We start from the raw sequence: 15,668 nt of genomic DNA, 5'->3' as shown, positions 1-15,668 counted from the left end.
TGCTTATTTAACCCAAAATTTATCCTCCCAATCTTCAGTAACAGGCTTGTGAATAGCAGCTACCTTTTCCTCCATTTCTTCTAATTCTTTATTTAACAATTCTACTTGCATGTACTGAAAAAGCTTTCTTTCTTCAAAACGGATATGAGCTTCTACCATTTGACAAAACTCATTCAATTTGTTCAACAAATCATCTTTTTTAAACTCCCTTAATTCCTTGTATGCATCCCGTAAATCCCGATGTTGGCTTTCTACTTCTTTCCTAAGTAAATCGTTCTTACCCATGTAAGAAAAAATAACAGATTCTTCCAAAGAAAAGTGGGGCTCCATATGTGTGGAGTAAAAATACTTCACATAATTGAAAAGTCGATCCGGTGCAATTCCTATTTCTCGACCTTGCCGTATTTTCCATACCAATAATAGTCCAAAATGATGATCTCTAGATACCGGAACAAAAGCGGGATGTCTCTTTAATGGTTTTCCCATAAAAGGTTAACTTAACAAATAGGGCCTGAAAAGCCCGTTTTTAATGAAACAAATCAAAGGTAAGCAGTTTAAAACAAAATAAAGGATAAAACAGTCTTTAATTTCATCGCTTTTCCTATTTCTACTTTAACCTTCTCAAATTACTATTTACTGATTAAAATTACCTAGAATCTCAATAGCCGGTGATTGATGTCACCAACAAATCAGATTCTAAGAACAAATAGGGCATGCAAGCTTAATAAATCAACCCTAAATTGACCTCAATAAGTTCCAGTTAATCCAGAATAGTACAATTAAAGTCCATTAAAAATAAGTCAGTAAAGCCCTCTAAAGCATAGATTATAAAGGGAAGAATCAATTTCTTTCTTTTAAACCTCCATAACAAAAGGAACAAGTTAATTTTTCAAAAAATCAATCAAAGGAGTGATAAAACCTTCGAAGCGTTCAATATGAGGCAAATGACCAATATCTGAAAGTTCAACCAACTCAGCATTTGGAATCCGATCTTTTGTGATTCTCCCTAATTGATCATATAAGCCCATGGTCTTCCTCACTTCCTCCGAAACCAAATTTTTTCCCAATGCAGTTCTATCTCTGGTACCTATAATTAACAAAGTAGGCGCAGAGATATTTTTAAATTCATATACCACGGGCTGAGTAAAAATCATATCGTAGGTCAGGGCTGCATTCCAGGCAATGGTTTCATAGGATGAATTAAGCGTCCACCCTGCCAAAAGCTTAACCCACTGATCGTATTCAGATTTCCAATTATTGTCATAATAATTTGTTAGCTGGTATTTTTTTATGCCTTCATAATTCTTTTTCAATTCATTCTGGTACCACCATTCAACTGGCTTATAGGGAACTTTGAGTTTCCAGTCTTCAAGGCCTATGGGATTCTCTAGAATAAGCTTCTCAGTGAAATCGGGATACATCAATGCGAATCGGGCCGCTAACATCCCTCCCATGGAGTGGCCTAAAATGGCCGATTCCTTAATTTGTAATGAATCCAATAATGCCTTGGTATTGAGTGCAAGTTGTTGAAAGGTATAATGAAAATTAGCCGGCTTAGAAGACTTCCCAAACCCGATTTGATCCGGAACGATCACACGAAACCCTTCCCTTGTCAATGCTTCGATGGTGGTTTCCCAATAGGCCCCATTGAAGTTTTTACCGTGGAATAAAACGATACTTTTCCCGTTATAATGATCTGGTTTCACATCCATGTAGGCCATTTTCAAATCTTGTTCTTGAATATTCAATGGCAAGTAGGAAACCGCATAGGGATATTGGTAATTTGAAAGCTCAATATCTAACCATTGCAAATTATCATCCTGAGCTGAAGAGTACTGATAGCTACTCAAAAATAGGATTATGATTAATATTCTTTTTGTCATTTTACATTCATTATAGTGTCTCTCTGATCATATATGTTATTTGGGCACTTACTATAAACCCTTACGCTTTCCTCACATAAGGGTTTAATCATTCGGTTTTTACCGTAAAATCATTCGCAACCCATTTGCAATTTTTATAAATAGCATCCTACCGGACAGAAATTAGAATTGCATTAAGAATTAAATGTGTATTTATTCCCCACAAATTTCCGTCCAAGATCATAAGACATCTCCTCTCTAATGTTATCAATACACCTACAGGAATTGACAATTAAACTCATTCCACTCGACAGAACCTTATTTGGTCAAGAGCTCAATCTTGAGAAAAATGAATTATTAGAGCAGGGATTAATTCGAATTTTTTGAGATTAACTGTGAATTTGATTGCTCAGAAAATCCAAGTAGTAAATTTTGGCTCAATAATTAACGTTGCTATTTACCAGTTAAAAAGGTATCTCATCACTTTCAAAGCTGTCTATTTGATGGTCTGAAATTTCAAAATTTCTGACTTTACCTCCATTGGTAAAAGCAATGACCTTCATCCCCGCATTTTTTGCGGCCAACATTCCTGAATAGGAATCTTCAATTACGATGCATTCTGCTGGGGCAGCACCTAACTTTTCAGCAGCACTGAAATAAATAGCAGGGTCAGGCTTTCCTTTTAATTCTGATTCCGCTGATAAAGTAGCATCAAATAAATGCAAGACATCTAATTTCTTTAAAACAATAGGGATTATTCTTTTTGGAGAATTAGTAGCCAATCCGATTTTATACTCTTTCACTTTTAGCTTTTCGATAAAGGTTTTCACACCTTTAATCAGGCAGTCTTCGGTTTCTATTAACGCAATAACCCTTGACACAACCAACTGTTCGACTACCTCTAAATCAACATTATCCCATGGAAATTTTTCATACCAAAACTGCGTAACTTCAAAAGTGGTCATGGATTTGGTCAACTTAGCCTGATCCTCTGTTACCTTAACTCCCAAAGAGGTGAACACTTCAAATTCTGCTTGCTTCCAATATCCTTCTGAGTCAACTAAAACGCCATCCATATCGAATATAAAGGCTTTGTTATTCTTCACTTGTATATAATTTTAATTTTCCGTTGGCAACCAGTTCCATTTCTTCCCTACCATAGCTCCTGTATATTGATGTCAGGTTATTCCTTTTTTTATCTTCCTGGCCCGATAAGGGGCTTGGGCTTTAGGTCCACCCCTATTTTATTCAGAGGCTGGTATTTTCCCTCTTACTTCATTCAGCTTCATTGTCATTGAAATGGCTTCTATTTCAATCCATTCATTGTATTCTTCAATGGCTTTAAGCCTCAAATTTTCCTCTAAATATCCTTCATCAACCATCTGTTTTAAACCGGCTACCTTCGCCCAAATTCCAACTTTAGCTTTAAAATCAGGCCTGCTTTTATCATAATGCTCATCGGAATTAATTTTCTCAATTTCCACCATTCCTATCTCTTTCATGAGGTCAGGTAAATCATCCGCAATTTCATTATTCATTCCTGCATCTTTTCTCCATTTCAAGAAAATCACATAAAATGCTTTCATACTTTCCGGAGGTTCAGGCTTCCATTCTAAATTGTTGTGGTTGTAATCCAGGATTGAAATCATACCATTAGGCTTTAACATTGATTTCATTTTCGACAAAGCCTCTTTCGGGTTATTTAACCACTGCAGCGTCCTGGCCGAAACAATCAAGTCAAATTTTTCTTTGGTTTCAAAGTCAAACAAATCACAATGTACAAGATTTACATTTTCTATATCCTTATCGCTTTCTCTACCGCTTTGGATAAACTTTTCCGTATTGTCTATTCCTATAACTTTTCCAGCATTACCGACATTCTTTGCAATGTCCTTAGTAATTGCCCCTGTCCCACAGCCAACATCCAAAACTGCCATCCCTTTTTTAAGAATAGGCTCAAGTGTTCGATAGTCAGTTTTTAGACTACGGTCATCAAATATTTTGGTGCTTGCCTTTGCTTCCCTTTCAATGGGTTTATTCCTTTCCATTTGCTTGTAATTCTTTCACCATTAACGGTCAATGATCACATCCTGTTTCTTTCTTCCTGAGACCCCGTTTCTCTGTTTCTTTTCACTTTCACTTTTTGATTGCCAAAAGGTATGAAAAAAGTCAATTGAAAAACCCTTTCGGAAAAATCATTATTCCCAAAGGTTCTAATACCGAGTTCGGTTTGATTGTATTCCCATTCCATAAAACCACTGGTTGCTGTGACATCTTGCACACTAAAGGTAAGCAAACGCTCATTCTTAAATTTCTTACTCAACCCAAAATTGATATAATGGTGAAGGTATTTTACCTGGTCACCATCAATAAAAGGACTCATGTACCGGCCATCGATATTAGCCGTCCATGAATTACCCAAATCAAAGCTATTTGATAGCTGGGCTGTAAAGGTAAAGAGACCTTTTTCAAATGGAAGGGGCCGATTAGATGCATCTATTACTTTTTTGTAGGCCCCATCTAAATTCCAATTCATGTCCCAAAAATCATCTATTTTTATGGGAAAACTGATATTTATCAAATAACCATCCATCTGATCAAAATTTGTAGGGATACTTATTTGTAGGTTCCTTTCCTTATCTACTGTATTATAAAAAGCAATGGCCCCAACCGTTCTATTAATTTCCACGGCTATCAAGAAGTATCCGTAATTGTAGGTAAGCCTATATGCATTGGTAAATGATGGCCTGATCCGTGTATTTGAACTTGCAAACAAAGTAGGGTCTATTAATACGTAGAACCCAGCTAAATTATAATAAGAAGGGCGCTCAATCCGTCGATTAAACGCTAAATTCAGTGATCTGGTTGAATCAATCACATAGCTTGTTCTTAATACTGGGAAGAGATTATTGTAGGTGAGGTTAAAATCATTTTCGCCACGGCCATCATCTAATGCATAATTATAATGCTCTAGCCGAAGACCTAAATTGGTTTCCCATTTTCCATCCCATTTCTTTGAATGGGAAGCATAGGCTGCCAGGATTTTTTCTGAAATATTATCATTCGCAGTGAATGCTTCATCCTGCTCCCACATACCTGCTATATTATTTTGCATGCGTGATCGTGTGTTAGAATTGTTGAATGTGCCTTTAACACCTGTTTCCACTTTAACTCCCGCATTGGTTCCCCATTCAAAATCAGCCTTTACGGTATTTATTTCAAACTTTGACTCTCTATTAGCAGCCGTTTTATCCTTTGTTGCTTGTATGTCCAGGTAAGTAAGTTCGGAAGAATTCTGTACATCAAGATTTACTCTATCTACATCGATATTTAAAGATCCTTTGTCTCCAATTTTCCGGAAATAGTTAAGGTTTATAAATGTGTTGCGACTTGGATTGTCAATATTAAGTAGATATTGTGAATTGGTATTCGGTACAGCATTTACAGTACCTTTAGACCGACTGGTATAATCACTGCCCAGGTCTGTGTTTTTTGAATACCCGAAAAGCCCTCCAATAGTGCTGAATTTGTTGATTTCAAAATCTACTCCCAGGTTAAATCCCAATGTTCTATTTATTGGATTATCAAACTTAAAATTGTTCTCGTAATAAAACTGATCCCCTTGATAATCGTATTCTCTGAAATGATTTATCAATGCTATGGGCGACCTGCTATTGAATCCAGTAGCATTTCCATAAACATTTAAGCCATTATTGCGATAGTTAAGATCAACACTGCCATTGAGCTTTTCTCTTTGCCCCATACCAGCAGTAAGGCTTGCGCTGCCATTTAAACCATAGGCATTGTTTTCTTTCATCACTATATGAATGATTCCTGCAGCATTATCAGCATCGTATCTTGCTCCTGGTTGATGGATAAGCTCTATTCGGTCGATATTTTCTGCACGCATGCCCTTTAACTGCAATATTAAGTTGTGCATGGGTACACGAGATATTCTATCATTTATCATTATCAACACCTCACCCTTATTGTTTAAACTAATGCTACTTTCATTTTCTTGAACAGTAACTCCAGGGGCTTTTTGAAGCAGTTGCAAAGCATTGTTACCGCTAAAAGTCGGTAAGGAAGAAATATTAATAATCAGTCTATCACTCTTCTGCTGAAAGAGCTGTTTACGTCCCACTACCTGAACGGCTTCTAATTGCTGGCTCATCATGGTCAATTCGATCCTTTCTAATGTAAGGTCATTGGTACCTGAAAAGGATAAAGACCTGAAATAAGGTTCGTATCCTAATTGTGAAACATTGAGTAGGTAATTGCCATCAGGAATACTTTTCATCACGAAAAGACCTATTGAATCCGTAGGTACTCCCATGACCATAACAGAGTCCTCATTTTGCAACAAGAGAACATGGGCGAAAGCAGCGGCTTCACCATTGGCTCCGTAAACATGGCCTGAAAGGGTATTCTCCTGTGCATAAGCACAGAAGCTACCAAACATTACCAATACGAATAGGTATTTTACCCAAAACTGTCTCACTTGTTCTGTTTTTAAGATGGATCAGGTAAAGCGCTAGTACATTTTTCTTCCAACAATATTTCCAGCTAGAAAAATGACAGCCGGACCAATGGAATAATTCCATTTAATACTTTTTGGCTAAACCTTAATTTTCTGATTGATGTTGACACTGGGTTTTAATAAACCCTACAAAGCCAAAAGGGCTGAAAACTATGCACACAATCGGGTATTGTCGGTAATATTACTTTATTGAATGCAACTATACCGACAATACGCCCTTCATTTAGACTTCATTTCCATGTCCTCGAATTCTGATTAATCAAGGGCTATTTCGGTCTAATATTCTGATTGATGTGGAAAAAATTATCCGGGTCATATTTCGATTTTATTGACGATAATCTTTCATAATTACCCTTATAGGAGGCTTTTACTTTTGCGTCTCCTTCCTCCATCATAAAATTCACATAAGCTCCGCCCATGGCATGTGGAGTTAACGCATTATAAAAATTTTTACACCAGTTGGTGATTTCTTCTGCACCCTCAGGTTCCGGAGCTACGCCTACAATTACTTGCGCCCATCGTGCATCCCTATTTGCCCAGGCAGTATCTCGGTTCGAGACATCATGCACAGCACCATCTATGGGGTACAGATGAGAGGTCGTATGAAAATTAGGGATTTCATTCCCGAATTCGATATTGATATCAATCGCTTCATCCGTCAGCTCTTTAAAATAATGTCCTCTCCAATACCACTGCAATCCCGGTGGATAAAGTCCATCGAACATACTGTTTAGGGCAGGCATTGGTATCTCTCCAACAAAATCTAAAATCGGCGGACCGAATTCTCTTATGGGCTTAAAAATTTTTTCTGCTTCTTCTATTGGCCCGGTATAATTCCATACCACACCACATACTTTTTGATTCCATAAATGCTCCGGAAAAGGTGCTGCAGGAGGCACCATTAAAAAAGCGAAAAATCCATAGAGGTCATTTGAAGAATTTTTGGTTAGCGTATCGTAAAATCGCATTGCTTCCTTGGCTTTTTCAATAGGCCAAAACATAGGCCCTGCATATACATTTTTAATAGACAATAATTTAAATTTAAAGGAGGTAACAACACCAAAATTCCCACCTCCTCCACGTAATGCCCAAAACAAATCAGGATGAGAATCTTTATTGGCGGTAACCAATTCGCCGGATGCCAATACCACCTTGCATTCCAATAAATTGTCTATGGTCAGTCCACCTTTCCGGCTCAAATAACCCATCCCCCCACCAAGGGTCAACCCTCCAATTCCGGTGCTACCAATAATTCCACTAGGCAAGGCCAGGCCATGCTCATGTGTTGCCGCATCTACCTCCTTTAAGAGACATCCGGATTGTATTTGCGCAGTTTTCGCAGCAACATCAATTGCTATTCCTTTCATTTTCGATAAATCTATAACCAAACCATCGTCCACCAATGCCAAGCCGGCACCGTTGTGTCCACCCCCGCGAATGGCAATTTCTATATCATTTTCTCTGGCAAAGTTGACAGCTTTAACAACATCTGTTTCTGATTGACAAATGGCAATTGCAGCAGGTCGTTTATCGATCATTGCATTATAAACAGCCCGGGCATCGTCATACCCTTTACTTTTAGGTGTTAGTACCTCAAATACGGATGAGTCACTTAGGTTTTCATAGTTCATGGTCTTATAATTTAGAGGGTTAATTTTATAAGCTAAAGCTATGATTTACTTCTCATTATGACTTTTCTCAAAAGTCCAAATTCTTTTCTATTTGGTTCAAACCTTTTGAGCCACTGAGGGTGAGATATGAAACCTTTCCCTAAAAACCCTGCTGAAATGGGAAGCATTATTAAAGCCTGATTCAAACACAACTTCGCTTATGCTTTTGGAAGTTGTTTCCAGAAGGGATTTAGCCCTTTTCAATCGTCTTTCAGTTATCCACTTCCCCGGTGGCATTTTATAATACTGCTTAAAATCGCGCTTAAAAGCAGACAAGCTTCTATTTGAAATATTTGCGAAGTCTTGTATTCTAAGGTCATACATATAGTTCGCTTCCATTACCTCCCAGATAGGTGTTGGATAGCCATCTATAATTTGCATGATATAGGATAGAATTTGTTTATTTTTTGGATGCGAAAATATATTAAAAAGCAATTCTTTGAATTTACCCTCCAAAATACTATCGGGCATTTTTTTATCTTTACCAAAGTAAGGAATGATACTGTTGTAACAGTTTCGAGTTTGATCATTTATGACAAAAGTGCACATCATAGAAGGATCTGCCTCGGGTAAATCATTCAATTTTAAATGTGGTCTAAACTCATCAAAAATGGACCGCAGGTAGTCGTCCTTTAAATAGAAAACCAAAACATCCCAACCTTCATAGTCTGGCGGCAATTCTTGTAAAAAGGCAGTACGCTTTATTAACATTCCCTTTCTGGAATCAGAAACCAAAGTCTGATTGCCATGACTAAATAATCGCTCTCCGCTTAGTGTGAAGGTGAACTGGGAATGTTTGGCATATAGTTGCAGGATTCTGTCCCGTTGCGGACAACTGTAATATAAAAACAGGGTGTCTTTCATTGAAAATTGCTGAAAGATTTCTGGATTTGCTTTTTGTACTTCGTATAGATCCATGGTTTATAAATTAAGGCATACAAATAATTTACTTTATCCAAGCAAGAACCCAAGTCATTCAGTTACCTGATGAAATGGTTTTAAAACCGACCACCCCTAGTGGCCAGAAAAAATCAATTCTGACCTTCTCTTAAACCCGAAATAGATAATAGACATACTCTCCTTGCTGAAATAGCTTCCTGAATAAGTCAGGATAGGCTATCACCAATCCTATTGTAAAATCTCGGTGAAAGGTTTTTCCTTAATTATTTCTTGTATCAGCCCCCCATTTCCGACATTTTTTTACCTACATGAGTAATTACCTCATTGAACGCCTTGGTTGGGTTAAAATCGATCATTTTAATGTCTCTTTGTACAATGACCGTATGGCCTTCAGGCATGTAAAACACATCACCTCCTTCTAATATTTCTTCAGTTCCGTCATCGTACTTAACTAGCATTTGGCCTTCTAATACATAACCCCAATGCGGACAATGGCAACTGTCATTGCTTAGGCCATTAAGCAGTGGAGTGAAATCTGTACCTTTTGGAAGCTCATTAAAACATACAGTCATGCCCCCATAATTGGCTTGTGCTCGTAGTGTTGAGTCCGGAGTTTGCATGGTTGTAGGAATATCCTTCTTATTGATTTTCATATTGATTTGGTTTATTGGTTCGCGTTTAATATTTAAGTTTATTACACTATACAACCTGAGCTCAATGTAATTCACCCTAAAAGACATCTAAAACGTCACTGCGAGCCCTTATTTTTCGGGGGGAGGATTACTGAAATAGAAAAGGATGCGGCAGTCTCCCCAATTTGCAGGTTGTCACGACTTTCTTAACTCAAAGTCTACCCTAAGCCTCAAAACAACCATCTTTTTATGATATTGGGTTAAAATCAGGTTATGAATATTGGTCTTTTGTAACCAGCCATAAATTTCATATCATCAAAGATATAAAGCGAAGAAAAAACTAACTAACAGGTATGTTGCAGGGTTGTTAAATTTTTAACCAGACTTTAAATCATGGTGCAGAATAGCTTAAAGTAGATGAAAAAAATTACTTTTTATTATTTATTTTAGAAGCCTCTTTAATGGGCAAGCCAATACCTGAAAATCCAACTTTATCGTACAAATCCATGTAGCGTGGTTCATTTCTTAACGGAGACAGAAGTGGCTCTTCCCTAAGCCAGGTCAATTCTACTTCATGCCTATTAAATGACTTCTCAAGCCAGTCCAAAGCCTGTTTATTATCCTCCATTACACAGTAGTACAAGGCGATAAACCAGGCAGGACTTCCTGAGGAACCGTCATTATAACGTTTTAGCAACTCGCTTAAAAATTGCTCTGCCTCTTGGTCTTCCCCATCCATCTGAGCATAAATGGCATTGAACCAAACCAATATAGGGGGATAGTCAGGAAATTGGGTCAATAATTTATGCAATTGTATTTTTGAGCTTTCATACCCCTCCAGATAGTAATGCAATTTTGTAGATTCCCTTAAATAGAACCAATTGTCACTGAACAATGAATCGGCATAGCCTATTAAATTTTTAGCATCGGTTCGTTTGTTTAACAACATTAATGCTTCTGCTTTAAACAAAAAATAAATACCCACAGTTGGATCAATGGAGATATGTTTATCTGCCGCCAAGATGGCCTCCTTGTATCTTCCTGTTTTTATGGGATAATCAACCATAACTGCAGGAGTTTTGTCAAAAAACAAGTTCTTCAATTTTAGCTGGTAGTACTCTTCCACTAATTTAAAGTCCCAATCATAATAATAAAAACCTGTATATAATTCTTCCTCCACTCCCTCATGCGTAGGATCAATTGTAAGGGCTTTTAGCAATAATTTTTTTGCATTTTCCCAAGCATATTGTTGATCATAAATACCCCATACCAAGCCGCCAAAACACCAAATATTGGCCAAGCCAACATAGGCCTCCACGAAATTTGAGTCAAGACCGATGGCATTTTCATAATGGGATATGGCATTTGAATAGGTTAATTTATTGGCCTTGTTCCTTTGAAATTCCCCTTGTAAAAAATAGGTGTAGGCCTCCTTATTTTTGGTGGGTATTTTTTGAATGTCCTCCAACTCACTTTCTGAGATAAAAACATTCAATTTGGCAGCAACTCCTTCTACAACCTCGGATTGAATTTTAAAAATTTCATCAATGTTCCAAATCCTGGTAAATTCTTCAGACCACAAAAGCTTATCTGAGCCCGAATCCAATAATTGCAGGTTAATTTTTATTTGATCCCCTGAAATCTGCACACTTCCTGTCAATAAATTCGCCACTGCTAATTCCTCACTAATTTCATCAGTGGATTTTTCAGTTCTCTGGTATTTAATCGTGGATGAAAAAGGCGTCACCTTGTCAAATTCACTAATTTTTGAAAGACCAGAAATAACAGCATCTGTCATGCCGTAACTTACATACTCCAAATCTTCATCACCTGTCCAATTCTTTAGGGGCAATACAGCTATCGATTTTAAATTTATTGTGTCTTCAATAGCTGTAGCATTCCTTTTTTTATTTGAAAAGCCTAAATAAAAAAAAAGTACGGATAGGAGCATAAGTATAAAAAAAACCATCCCCAATAAGTTTTTTTTAAACAATACTTTTTTCCCAATTGTATTTCCTGAACTCAGGAAAAGATCCGCTGAGGAAGAATTTTTCGATTCACCCTCCTTAGGTCCAGCCATTACCTTTCCAGATTTAACCTCACCGGGAGGAAATCCATATAATTTGTTAAAACAAGTATTAAAATAAGTGGCGCTACTGAAGCCAACAAGGTAAGCAACCTCAGAAACAGAAAGGTCCTCTTCTTTCAACATTTCCATTGCCCTACCCAATCGGTATTCTCTTATAAACTGACTGGTTGAAACGCCTCTTAATTTATGCAGTTTACGATGTAGACTTGACCGGCTCATTCCCACAGCATGGGCAAGACTATCAACACCGAATTGATCATTGGTAATATTGGTTTCAATTTCCGCGATCAACCTATTGACAAGACCGTCACCTGGTGATTTTTTCCATGGCTCTTTTGATAAGTCATCAACCATCTACAAAGGGGATTTTAGATTATTATTAAGAGGGTGACTTAAGTTAAGTAAATTATTTGAAAAAAATATTGAATAAAAAGAGTTAAACTACTGATTTACAAGAAACAAAATGTAACCGACATTCAATCTAAAGAAAATACCGACATTCTAATCTGCCCTATCCATCCCTAAATCAATCAACTGCTGATTTTCATAGCGCACCGATTCTGAATAAATTGTGTTAAAAAAAATAAAAAATGCCCCTTTTAAATTTTTTCAAACCTAAAAGGGGCTTCAGTGCAAAAAATATCGAATCGAAAAAAACTTAGGCAAGCTGTAAATTTAGTTTCATTTCAGCCAACTGGGCTTTTACCCTTTCCAAGACCAAGGTGTTCTCCATGGACCAACTGTCTTTAAATTCTTGGTAATAGGCAATGCCTTCAGATAAATTCTTCTTGAATTTATTTATATAAGCCTCCACTTTCTTACCATTTTCAGGCATGGCATTTTCTATGTCAGACTTAAGGTGCTTTACATAAAGCTGTAATTCTTTTACAAACACATGAGGCCGATCCGGGTCTAAGCTCAAGTTCACCTTTCCGTAAATATGATCCACCATTTCTTTTAAGCTAAATGAGCCTTTGAAATAGGCCAAATTAGGCCCCGGGCAAATGGTTACCGCATTGAGGTTTCTCCGAGGAGTTTCCCCTACACTTAACAAGGCCGGAGCACCCAAACCTTCGCAAAGGCAATCCTTTTCCAATACCTCGTTTAGTTCCGCATCAGAAATCTTTCCTGCTTCTTTCTCTTTGATTTTCAAATTTTGATATTGTCTAGAGGCTGTGCAGATAGGCTTGTCAGTAAACTCAACATTAGATGAAAGCAGTTTTTTATAGCAAGGGCTTCCTGGCCTACCTTTGGCAATCCTCTCCTTCCGCTGTGCTTCCGCAGTGCTCGTCCTTAAGTTGTTAAATGGAACCCCTAATGGCGAGGCCCTGCTCAAATAGAAATCTGACTTTTTGGCTTTCAGCAACTTTTCGAAAGTTTTCTCATCTACACTCGTTGCTTCAGGAACAAGCAAAAATGGACTCCCCCAACCGGTGCCATCCAACTCATATTTTTCCAGCAGCATTTGGTTTTCATCTGAATTGCCTATACCTCCCTGATAAGTGATTCTGGGCTGAACCCTTGAAGACAATAATGGCCTGTTTTTATTCATTAGGGCGGCCTGACAGATTGTCAACACATCATTTCTAAGGTTTTCCCTATTAGATTTGAAATGATCAAGAATAGGTCCTGCAAGAAACCCATCAGTCGCAAAGGCGTGTCCACCACAGTTTAAACCTGATTCTATTCGGTATTCGTCTACCCATAATCCTTTTTTTGCTAGAAATTTACCTTGAACCAGAGCCGAGCGATAATCAGAGACTTTTAAAATAATGGGCTTTTTAATTTGTCCATTCTCATCTGGAAAGAAGTCTTCAAACTGCTCTGCATAACCATATAAGGACGGATTCATGCCTGCAGAAAAAACCACTCCACCTTTTACATCACTCTCTGCAAAGCCTTTTAAAGCAAGCAAAGCATCCGAATATTCCCTAGGTAATGCATTCCCCTCTTTGTCATAATTGAGTTTGTCCACTTTGGTCATTATATTGACATCAATACTACCCGGGACAATTGCCTCCCTCAGCGCTTCTTGAAGGTCAAGTTTTTCATTACCTGTAGCAAGCTTCATTTTTAAATAAAGGGAGCTAAGGGGATGATCAATAGGCAATAAATCAAAATATTTGTCTATTTCTTGCCCCTCGCCAAAGTTTTGACTTTTTAATTCCTCAACTTGGGCATCAACAGTTCTTTGCAAAAAATTCAGGTACGCTTTGATCCTTTTGGTCCTAGAGTCAGGGACCTTTTCAGAAATTGGTTCAAACTGATTTTCAGGCGTATAATGGCTACGCATGTCTTCCAGCAACTGATCATCCATAATTGAAACTACGGAAGAGATGCCAAAACGCGCAACTTTTAAAGGGGTATCTACAGTAAAACCCAAACCCATTACAGGGATATGGAAATTATGAATATGAGACATATTGATAAATTTGATTGATTTCTTCAGACTTATTAAAGACCGTTCGAATGAATACAAAATTACCGTCATCCCTTCCTCAAAAGGCTTAGCATGCTCAGTTTATTGGCTGACTTTTGTCAGGTATTTTGATAAAATTATTAGTTTAGTATAAAAAATCAGCCTTTTAAGTTGTGGTAGACTGCGCCCCATGGCTCCCTCATTTTTCTGCTAAGTAATTGGTTGGCTGCAAAATTATTTTTAAACTGTTCCTTATCAGGGTCCCACAATAAATCCTGCTCCAACATCATGGAAATATTCCCCAAATGCGCAAGAGTAATCGATCGGTGACCTATCTCTGCAGGAGCGATGGTTTCCTCTCCGGAATAGATACAATCTATAAAGTTGGCAAAATGATTGTCACTGACATACAGTTGGGTTTCATCCGAACCAATTACCGTATCTTTTAAACTTTCAGGGTTGATCTTATGATCTCCTCTTGTGGCCCAAGCAGATCCTTCTGTTCCTTGAAAAGTCACACCAAAATCTTTGTCACTCTGGATAATTAATTTTATGCCATTGTCATAGATGCATTCAAAGTAAAACCTGGTAGCCGTATTCCATACCTGATGATCTGACCAGACCGCTTGGGCATTTTGAATTTTCACAGGGCCTGTGAGCTCAGTACCCATACCCCACTGGGCAATATCCGGATGATGCCCTCCCCAATCTGTAACATTTCCACCTGAATAATCTAGGTTCCAGCGGAAATTTACATGAGTCCTGCAAGGACTGTAGGCTGCTTCCGGAGCAGGCCCTAACCACATGTCATAGTCAAAATCCTTAGGAACAGGGATGGTTTCAGTCAAATGACCCGTCTTACCAAAATCAGGGGTTCCCCCAGGAAGTCCACAAATTACCGTGTGCAGCTCCCCTAACCTACCATTTCTAGCCAGCTCACAAACCCTTCTGAAATGATAACTGGATCTTTGTTGACTGCCCGTTTGAAAGGTCACGCCGTACTTTTTAACAGCATCGCTCATGGCCCTACCTTCTTCTACCGTTAGAGACAATGGCTTTTGACAGTAAATGTGCTTTCCTGCAGCGGCAGCCATCATCACTGGAATAGAATGCCAATGGTCAGGTGTAACCACCTCCACTGCGTCTATGTCTTTATTTGCCAACAATTCCCTAAAATCAGTATACCCTGTAGCAGATTTATAGCTTTCTTTGTTTTTTTCTGAATAAAAATCATTTACTACCTGCATGATATAATCCCGTCCGGCCACCTTACCATTCCAATAACCGGGACTTTTCTTGTTGACATCACATATGGCAGTTACCTGTACACGCTTGTCTTTCAAAAAGTCTTTTACATCATTCCCAGCTTGATTGCCTGCACCGATAAAACCCAAATTTATTCTATCAGAAGGTGCAATAAAACCATTTTTACCCAATGCAGATCCGGGAATAATGGTGGGAATGGAAAGCATGCTTCCTGCTAATAAAGTCGATTTTTTCAAAAATTCACGTCTTGGGTTTTTCATGCCTCAAAATAATGTTATTTCAAAAAATAG

Annotated in this window: 11 protein-coding genes; all 11 read right to left on the bottom strand. The window is 37.9% G+C overall.

The window, feature by feature from the left end:
* Nucleotides 1–3: 3 nt before the first annotated feature.
* A complete protein-coding gene (locus Q4534_RS04525; RefSeq protein ID WP_303611980.1) occupies nt 4–486 on the bottom strand; it encodes a hemerythrin domain-containing protein in 483 nt (160 codons plus the stop codon).
* Between the two features lie 395 nt (nt 487–881).
* Complete coding sequence (locus tag Q4534_RS04520; RefSeq protein ID WP_303611979.1) at nt 882–1,883, bottom strand: alpha/beta fold hydrolase; 1,002 nt, start codon at nt 1,881–1,883, stop codon at nt 882–884.
* Nucleotides 1,884–2,326: 443 nt separating this feature from the next.
* Nucleotides 2,327–2,968, bottom strand: coding sequence for a hexitol phosphatase HxpB (gene hxpB / locus Q4534_RS04515; RefSeq protein WP_303611978.1), 642 nt, complete (start codon nt 2,966–2,968; stop codon nt 2,327–2,329).
* A gap of 138 nt (nt 2,969–3,106) precedes the next feature.
* Nucleotides 3,107–3,910 carry a trans-aconitate 2-methyltransferase gene (locus Q4534_RS04510; RefSeq protein ID WP_303611977.1) on the bottom strand — a complete coding sequence of 268 codons (804 nt, stop codon included), beginning with the start codon at nt 3,908–3,910 and terminating at the stop codon, nt 3,107–3,109.
* Between the two features lie 35 nt (nt 3,911–3,945).
* The gene (locus tag Q4534_RS04505) at nt 3,946–6,363 is read right to left on the bottom strand and encodes a TonB-dependent receptor (protein ID WP_303611976.1); all 2,418 of its coding nucleotides are present in this window, start codon (nt 6,361–6,363) and stop codon (nt 3,946–3,948) included.
* A 305-nt stretch (nt 6,364–6,668) separates the two neighbouring features.
* A complete protein-coding gene (locus Q4534_RS04500) occupies nt 6,669–8,033 on the bottom strand; it encodes an FAD-binding oxidoreductase (protein WP_303611975.1) in 1,365 nt (454 codons plus the stop codon).
* A gap of 96 nt (nt 8,034–8,129) precedes the next feature.
* Complete coding sequence (locus tag Q4534_RS04495; RefSeq protein ID WP_303611974.1) at nt 8,130–8,990, bottom strand: helix-turn-helix domain-containing protein; 861 nt, start codon at nt 8,988–8,990, stop codon at nt 8,130–8,132.
* A 257-nt stretch (nt 8,991–9,247) separates the two neighbouring features.
* Nucleotides 9,248–9,625 carry a hypothetical protein gene (locus tag Q4534_RS04490; RefSeq protein ID WP_303611973.1) on the bottom strand — a complete coding sequence of 126 codons (378 nt, stop codon included), beginning with the start codon at nt 9,623–9,625 and terminating at the stop codon, nt 9,248–9,250.
* 406 nt (nt 9,626–10,031) lie between these two features.
* Nucleotides 10,032–12,047 (bottom strand): helix-turn-helix domain-containing protein, encoded by a 2,016-nt coding sequence (locus Q4534_RS04485; RefSeq protein WP_303611972.1) that lies wholly within the window; start codon nt 12,045–12,047, stop codon nt 10,032–10,034.
* A 304-nt stretch (nt 12,048–12,351) separates the two neighbouring features.
* Complete coding sequence (locus Q4534_RS04480) at nt 12,352–14,115, bottom strand: hypothetical protein (protein ID WP_303611971.1); 1,764 nt, start codon at nt 14,113–14,115, stop codon at nt 12,352–12,354.
* 155 nt (nt 14,116–14,270) lie between these two features.
* Nucleotides 14,271–15,638, bottom strand: a complete 1,368-nt coding sequence (locus Q4534_RS04475) for a Gfo/Idh/MocA family protein (RefSeq protein WP_303611970.1) — start codon at nt 15,636–15,638, stop codon at nt 14,271–14,273.
* Nucleotides 15,639–15,668 lie beyond the last annotated feature (30 nt).

The organism is Cyclobacterium sp. 1_MG-2023 (genome assembly GCF_030546805.1).
Classification (GTDB): Bacteria; Bacteroidota; Bacteroidia; order Cytophagales; family Cyclobacteriaceae; genus Cyclobacterium.
The sequence above is the reverse complement of the archived record's forward strand: the minus strand, read 5'-3'. Positions and strand labels throughout refer to the sequence as shown.

Bases quoted from the DNA above. Each gene is read 5' to 3' on its own strand.
- Q4534_RS04525 (WP_303611980.1), bottom strand. From the start codon at position 486: ATGGGAAAACCATTAAAGAGACATCCCGCTTTTGTTCCGGTATCTAGA.
- Q4534_RS04520 (WP_303611979.1), bottom strand. From the start codon at position 1,883: ATGACAAAAAGAATATTAATCATAATCCTATTTTTGAGTAGCTATCAG.
- Q4534_RS04510 (WP_303611977.1), bottom strand. From the start codon at position 3,910: ATGGAAAGGAATAAACCCATTGAAAGGGAAGCAAAGGCAAGCACCAAA.
- Q4534_RS04500 (WP_303611975.1), bottom strand. From the start codon at position 8,033: ATGAACTATGAAAACCTAAGTGACTCATCCGTATTTGAGGTACTAACA.
- Q4534_RS04495 (WP_303611974.1), bottom strand. From the start codon at position 8,990: ATGGATCTATACGAAGTACAAAAAGCAAATCCAGAAATCTTTCAGCAA.
- Q4534_RS04490 (WP_303611973.1), bottom strand. From the start codon at position 9,625: ATGAAAATCAATAAGAAGGATATTCCTACAACCATGCAAACTCCGGAC.
- Q4534_RS04485 (WP_303611972.1), bottom strand. From the start codon at position 12,047: ATGGTTGATGACTTATCAAAAGAGCCATGGAAAAAATCACCAGGTGAC.
- Q4534_RS04480 (WP_303611971.1), bottom strand. From the start codon at position 14,115: ATGTCTCATATTCATAATTTCCATATCCCTGTAATGGGTTTGGGTTTT.
- Q4534_RS04475 (WP_303611970.1), bottom strand. From the start codon at position 15,638: ATGAAAAACCCAAGACGTGAATTTTTGAAAAAATCGACTTTATTAGCA.